General features: G+C 40.1%; 4 protein-coding genes. 2 read left to right on the forward strand and 2 right to left on the reverse strand.

Features of this window, described 5'->3' with window-relative positions; all coding sequences use genetic code 11:
- Positions 1 to 138: 138 nt before the first annotated feature.
- Both H6F47_RS27100 and H6F47_RS27105 read right to left on the reverse strand, forming a co-directional pair.
- Positions 139 to 723 (reverse strand): phycobiliprotein lyase, encoded by a 585-nt coding sequence (locus tag H6F47_RS27100; protein ID WP_137668755.1) that lies wholly within the window; start codon positions 721 to 723, stop codon positions 139 to 141.
- 251 nt (positions 724 to 974) lie between these two features.
- Positions 975 to 1655 (reverse strand): HEAT repeat domain-containing protein, encoded by a 681-nt coding sequence (locus H6F47_RS27105; protein WP_137668754.1) that lies wholly within the window; start codon positions 1653 to 1655, stop codon positions 975 to 977.
- Between the two features lie 202 nt (positions 1656 to 1857).
- Between H6F47_RS27105 and H6F47_RS27110 the strand changes: the two genes are divergently transcribed.
- Entirely contained in the window at positions 1858 to 2409 is a 552-nt protein-coding gene (locus tag H6F47_RS27110; RefSeq protein ID WP_096566173.1) for a DUF892 family protein, read from the forward strand.
- Positions 2410 to 3014: 605 nt separating this feature from the next.
- A partial coding sequence (locus tag H6F47_RS27115; protein ID WP_190651840.1) for a hypothetical protein occupies positions 3015 to 3317 on the forward strand: 303 nt, incomplete at its 3' end.

Raw genomic sequence — 3317 nt, forward strand, 5'->3', positions numbered from 1 at the left:
TGGAACAGGCATCTTGCCTGTTAAACAAGAGTTCAAAATATTAGACCTCTCCGAAAAAGATGTAGGGACAATTCATGAATTGTCCCTACGAATGGGTTTCAGGTTACGCTTATGTAATTTTCGGAGAAGTCTAATGTGTTAACCGGCGCTGGCGTTAACTGTATTAACTGTATTAGCTGCTTCCATCGCTTTTTTAGATGCTTCCGTCGCCCCCATGCGAATCTCAGAAGTGAAAGAAGCCATACTAAAACCACCAAACCGCTTGAGGACACTTACCCGCATCCGCAGATTAGGACTAGCAAACCACAGTCTTTCCTCAGACCACATGGTTTCATACTCAGTAATTAAAGTTAAAGCACCATCTTCACCCATTTTGTAAGTTCCTGCTACGGGTGCTTTTTCTGCATAACCCATTTCTCGCAGTAACTTACCTTCTCCGGGTTTATCTGCATCAGGTACGGTAACTAAAACCGTAGAACCTTCGTGTTTTTCTTCATCCCATTCCATTGTTCCCTTCCAGGTAACTCTTGCACCACAGGAAGCTGTACTGGGATGAACTTCATACTGTTCACACAGTTTGATCACCTCTGGATGATCTGCGGACAGCATTTCAATCACGATGTCTGATTTACCATCTTCCGATTGCTTAAAGGCCAAATGGTGACTTGTACGGTGAGAGAACCATTTCCCAGCACTTAATTCAAAAAACTCTTCAATATTCATGAATCAAATTATCCTGGCGCAAAATACAAAGTAAGTAAGGAGTCAGGAGTCAGGAGTCAGGAGTCAGGAGGAGGCAGTGCAGTCTTGGGGTTTACCCAAGTGGAGCAACTGCCGTTCAGGAGTCAGAATGTTTAAGAAATTTGTTGGTTATCAAATAGGTATTTTGGGCGTAAGCCTCAAAAGCTGACTGCTGACGACTGATAGCTGAATGCTTACCACTTTTATTATTAAACGTTAACAGGAAGCGTTGCCTAAACTTGATTTTCTATTTCTTGGAGTCTCTTGAGAGAAATCGTCGCAGCTTGGGCAACATGAGGATGACTATCTTTTTCTAAGTATTTCAAGGCTGAAACACTCTTGGGAGTAGGGAGATTACCCAAAGCTTCTGCTAGACGCTGCCGTACTAACCAATCTTCGGCTTGGGCAAAGCGCAGGATGTGATCTACAGATTCTATATCCCGTATTTCTCCCAAGGCTGAAATAGCAGCTTGTTGGATAACTACTTCTTGGCTATTCAGTGCTTGAATTAAAATATCATGGGCGCGGGAGTCTTTGATATTACCTAACGCTACAGCGGCACTAAATCTAACTAACCAATCTGTATCTTCATAAAATGCCCGTGATAGTGCTTCCAATGCTCTGTTATCACCCAAATAACCCAAAGCACCGGCAGCGTCAGCACGGATACCATAATCTGGGTCAGTTTCCAAAATTCGCACCAGAATAGGATAACATTCTGGGGTTTGTTTGATACCTAAAGCAAATACAGCCATTGAGCGCAGTTGCAGAGATTCATCATCCAATACTTTTTTAATCAAAGGTACAGCATCTTCTGAGGGAATATCGCGGAGGTTGGCAAGGGCTACCATGCGATCGCGCAAATTTGGACTTTCTAACTGAGTAGAAATTATCTCTAAGTTGGGAGCAGTCATTTATATGAAATCACTATCTTTACCTATCTTTACTTTAACTTAATCAACCAAATCTACCCCAAGTCTTATGTTTGTCTACAAAAATAGCCGTTATATGTAACATATAAACTGTATCTTAGGTATGAAGAGAATACTGAAGGCTAAACGTAGGGTTATAAGGAACGACTGTTGGAAACAGCGTTTAACCTTCAGGAGAAAAACAATGGTTCAACTCAGCGAACGTCCTGGCGTAAAAAAAATCTCTAGCTCACAAGATAAATTCATTTACGAAATTGGTGCGATGTATGATGCTGAACATCGCTTTTTAGAAGCTCAACAGATGATGTGGCAATGTTGTCAAAACAATCAATTGAAGTCTTTAATTGAGACACACATCCGCGAAACTGAGCAACAAATTAGAAATTTAGAGCAGGTTTTCACCACTCTGGGACAACAACCACAACGAGTTACTTGTGATGCTGCTGCTGGTGTGATCAGTGACGGTCAAAAATTCATGCTTTTGGCTGCTGACAGTCCAAAAATTCTCGAACAGGGAATAGCAGGTGGACAGTTAGTAGTAGAACATTTGGAAATTGCTTGTTATCGGTGCTTGATCAAAGGTGCTGAACAGATGGGACAAAACCAAGTGGTACAGTTGCTACAACAGAATTTGCAGCAAGAAGAACAAACAGCGCAAAAACTAGAGCAGTTACTACCACAGTTACTTCAACAAGCTCAGTCTGGTGACGGAAAAACTACGGCTAAATCTCGCTAATTTACCAATTGACAATTGATAATTGATAATTGATAATTGATCCATTCTTCAAGTCTCCCTTTCTTCAGCGGAAAAAGATCAAAGTTTTCCATTGGACAAGTCAATCTTTTTTCTTTCAAGGATAGGTAATTTTCAATTGCACATTATTAATTGTCAGTTTTTGCAAGCGGTTAGCGTTGAAATAAGCTAATTAATTTGTAGGGACGTTCCAGGTAGCGTCTCTACATTTTTTATTAATTGGGGTTTGCTGAGAAAGTCTTTCCGTGAGGGCATAGGAGTCAGGAGTCAGGAGTCAGGAGTCAGGAGGAGATTTGAAAATTTCTTTGCCATCTCTTGAAATCCCAAAAAATGCACACTTTTTCCGGTATACCCTTCAAAACCCTTGCACTAATTTCTGTGTTTATCAGCCTCTAACCTTTGATATATCAAGGTTTTAGGTTTATTCAGCAAACCCTAATTGGGAATTGGGGAGAAAAATTTTAGATTTTAGATTTTAGATTTTAGATTTTAGATTTTAGATTTTAGATTTTAGATTTTAGATTTTAGATTGGAGTTGAGAAAAACAATCCAAAATCCTTGCAGCCAAAATTCAAAATAAATAACTCTTGACTTCTGACTTCTTTAAGGGCGTTCGCGAAGCGTGCTGGAAGCATCAGCATTCGGGCGACCAATTATCAATTTTATCAACAGGCTATTTTCCTCTAAGAGCGAAGCATTCGGGCGATAAATTATCAATTTTATCAACAGGTGATTTTCCTATAAGGGCGAAGCATTCGGGCGATAAATTATCAATTTTATCAACAGGCTATTTTCCTGTAAGGGCGAAGCATTCGGGCGATAAATTATCAATTTTATCAACAGGTGATTTTCCTGTAAGGGCGAAGCATTCGGGCGATAAATTATCAATT

Source organism: Sphaerospermopsis sp. FACHB-1094, assembly GCF_014696195.1.
Taxonomy (GTDB): Bacteria; Cyanobacteriota; Cyanobacteriia; order Cyanobacteriales; family Nostocaceae; genus Sphaerospermopsis; species Sphaerospermopsis kisseleviana.

Bases quoted from the DNA above. Each gene is read 5' to 3' on its own strand.
- H6F47_RS27100 (WP_137668755.1), bottom strand. From the start codon at position 723: ATGAATATTGAAGAGTTTTTTGAATTAAGTGCTGGGAAATGGTTCTCT.
- H6F47_RS27105 (WP_137668754.1), bottom strand. From the start codon at position 1,655: ATGACTGCTCCCAACTTAGAGATAATTTCTACTCAGTTAGAAAGTCCA.
- H6F47_RS27110 (WP_096566173.1), top strand. From the start codon at position 1,858: ATGGTTCAACTCAGCGAACGTCCTGGCGTAAAAAAAATCTCTAGCTCA.